3 protein-coding genes and 1 pseudogene are annotated in these 2699 nt (G+C 71.8%); 2 read left to right on the forward strand and 2 right to left on the reverse strand.

Translation table 11 applies throughout. The features are described 5' to 3' along the window. Window positions 1-87, forward strand: a pseudogene (locus ABZ281_RS45300) (NAD(P)-dependent oxidoreductase); the annotation flags it as partial. Between the two features lie 370 nt (window positions 88-457). After that, on the forward strand, window positions 458-1132 hold the full coding sequence (locus ABZ281_RS45305; protein WP_356664203.1) for a Crp/Fnr family transcriptional regulator: 675 nt from the start codon (window positions 458-460) through the stop codon (window positions 1130-1132). Window positions 1133-1206: 74 nt separating this feature from the next. On the opposite strand, the gene ABZ281_RS45310 is transcribed toward ABZ281_RS45305, so the two are convergent. Both ABZ281_RS45310 and ABZ281_RS45315 read right to left on the reverse strand, forming a co-directional pair. Next, the gene (locus ABZ281_RS45310; RefSeq protein ID WP_356664205.1) at window positions 1207-2037 is read right to left on the reverse strand and encodes an MBL fold metallo-hydrolase; all 831 of its coding nucleotides are present in this window, start codon (window positions 2035-2037) and stop codon (window positions 1207-1209) included. Then, window positions 2034-2699, reverse strand: a 666-nt coding sequence (locus ABZ281_RS45315) for an NUDIX hydrolase (protein WP_356664207.1), incomplete at its 5' end; no start/stop codon positions are given. The genes ABZ281_RS45310 and ABZ281_RS45315, both read right to left, overlap by 4 nt.

Below are 2699 nucleotides of genomic sequence, written 5' to 3' on the forward strand. Positions count from 1 at the left end.
TTCTACGGCCTGTCCAAGTGCTTCGGCGAGGACCTCGCGCAGCTCTACTGGGACCGGCACGGCCTGGAGACGGTCTCGGTGCTCGTAGACACGGCCTTCTTCGCCGGCGCCGTCTTCTTCACCGGTTCCGTCTTGTTCTCTTTCGCCGTTTTCCTACCGCCATCGGGGCTCTGTTCGCCCACAGCGGAATCGCGACGTACAACCACCCGCGCAGCCCCCTCGGCCTGTGCTCTCACCGGCGATTTGGACACCCGGCCAGCCTAAGGCCCGGCACCGACATCCGCCCCGGCCCCTGAGGACCGGCGCCCAATTGGACCCCTGCCGCGTACCCCGGGACACGTGTGCGGCATCCTTGTGACAGATCACACTGTTTGGACCGCCCGACAAAATGGGCACCACGGTCCCTCGGTACACGGGGGAGCAAGATCCCCTGAGCAGGTCGAATAGGAGAGAACTCGTGGACGACGTTCTGCGGCGCAATCCGCTCTTCGCGGCGCTCGATGACGAGCAGGCCGCGGAGCTCCGCGCCTCCATGAGTGAGGTGACCCTCGCCCGCGGTGACTCACTGTTCCATGAGGGCGACCCCGGTGACCGCCTGTACGTGGTCACAGAGGGCAAGGTGAAGCTCCACCGCACATCCCCCGACGGTCGCGAGAACATGCTGGCCGTGGTCGGCCCCAGCGAGCTCATCGGCGAGCTCTCGCTGTTCGACCCGGGCCCGCGCACCGCGACGGCCACGGCACTGACCGAGGTCAAGCTGCTCGGCCTCGGCCACGGCGACCTCCAGCCCTGGCTGAACGTTCGCCCGGAGGTGGCCACGGCGCTCCTGCGCGCCGTCGCGCGCCGGCTGCGCAAGACCAACGACGCGATGTCCGACCTCGTCTTCTCGGATGTCCCGGGCCGTGTCGCCCGCGCCCTGCTCGACCTGTCGCGCCGGTTCGGCGTGCAGTCCGAGGAGGGCATCCACGTCGTGCACGACCTCACGCAGGAGGAGCTGGCCCAACTGGTCGGCGCGTCCCGCGAGACGGTCAACAAGGCCCTCGCGGACTTCGCCCAGCGCGGCTGGCTGCGTCTGGAGGCCCGCGCGGTGATCCTCCTGGACGTGGAGCGCCTCGCCAAGCGCTCACGCTGACGCGCACACCCGGCCGTACGTCATCGGGCCCCGTCTCCTCACGAGACGGGGCCCGACGTCGTATCCGGACGGGTTCAGATGAGCCCGTGCTCCTCCAGATAGTCCATCTGCGCGCGTACCGACAGTTCCGCCGCCGGCCACAGGGAGCGGTCCACGTCGGCGTAGACGTGGGCGACGACCTGTGGAGGGGTGCGGTAGCCGTCCTCGACGGCCGTCTCGACCTGGGCGAGGCGGGTGGCGCGGTGGGCGAGGTAGTACTCGACGACACCCTGGGCGTCGTCCAGGACCGGGCCGTGGCCCGGCAGGACGATGTGGACGCCGTCGTCGACCGTGAGGGAGCGCAAGCGGCGCAGGGAGTCCAGGTAGTCGCCGAGTCGGCCGTCGGGGTGCGCCACGACCGTCGTGCCGCGGCCGAGGATCGTGTCGCCGGTGAGGACCGCCCGGTCGGCCGGGAGGTGGAAGGAGAGGGAGTCGGCGGTGTGGCCGGGGGTCGGCACGACACGCAGTTCCAGCCCGCCGGTCGTGATCACGTCCCCTGCGGCCAGACCCTCGTCGCCCAGCCGCAGTGCCGGGTCGAGGGCCCGCACGCGGGTGCCGGTCAGCTCGGCGAACCGGACGGCACCCTCCGCGTGGTCGGGGTGGCCGTGGGTCAGCAGGGTGAGGGCGACGCGCTTGCCGGCCTGTTCGGCGGTGGCGAGAACCCGGCGCAGGTGCGTGTCGTCCAGCGGCCCCGGGTCGATCACCACGGCCAGGTCCGAGTCGGGCTCGGAGACGATCCAGGTGTTGGTGCCGTCCAGGGTCATCGCCGACGCATTGGGAGCCAGGACGTTGACGGCCCGCGCGGTGGCGGGCCCCGAGAGGACCCCGCCGCGGGGCTGGCCGGGAAGGGCGCTTGCGTCCGTCATGCGGTGGCTCCACCGGTCGGGATGTGCTTGGTGAACTCGTCATGGCCCGGCCAGGAGAGCACGAGCTCGCCGTCCACCAGGCGGGCGGTGGCCAGGACGGGCGTGAGGTCACGCTCCGGGGCTGCGTCGAGCGCCCGGCCGGCCGTCTCGTACGCCGCCAGCTGGCGCAGGGTCGCGATCGTCGGCGGCATCATCAGCAGCTCGCCCTTGTCGTACCCGGCGGCTGCCTCGCCCGGCGTGATCCACACCGTCCGGTCGGCCTCCGTGGAGGCGTTGCGGGTGCGCTGGCCCTCGGGGAGCGCGGCCACGAAGAACCAGGTGTCGTAGCGCCGGGCCTCGAACTCCGGGGTGATCCAGCGGGTCCAGGCGCCCAGCAGATCGGAGCGCAAAACCAGGCCTCGGCGGTCCAGGAACTCCGCGAAGGACAGGTCCCGGGCGACCAGGGCGGCCCGGTCGGCCTCCCAGTCGGTTCCCGTGGTGTCGCCGACGACCGAGTCGGCCGCCGGTCCGGCGAGCAGCACGCCCGCCTCCTCGTACGTCTCACGCACGGCCGCGCAGACGATCGCCTGGGCCGCCGTCTCGTCGACGCCGAGCCGGTCGGCCCACCACGCGCGCGTGGGGCCCGCCCAGCGCACGTGATGGTCGTCGTCGCGCGGGTCGAC

It is taken from the genome of Streptomyces sp. NPDC006265, assembly GCF_040613555.1.
Classification (GTDB): Bacteria; Actinomycetota; Actinomycetes; order Streptomycetales; family Streptomycetaceae; genus Streptomyces.

Bases quoted from the DNA above. Each gene is read 5' to 3' on its own strand.
- ABZ281_RS45310 (WP_356664205.1), bottom strand. From the start codon at position 2,037: ATGACGGACGCAAGCGCCCTTCCCGGCCAGCCCCGCGGCGGGGTCCTC.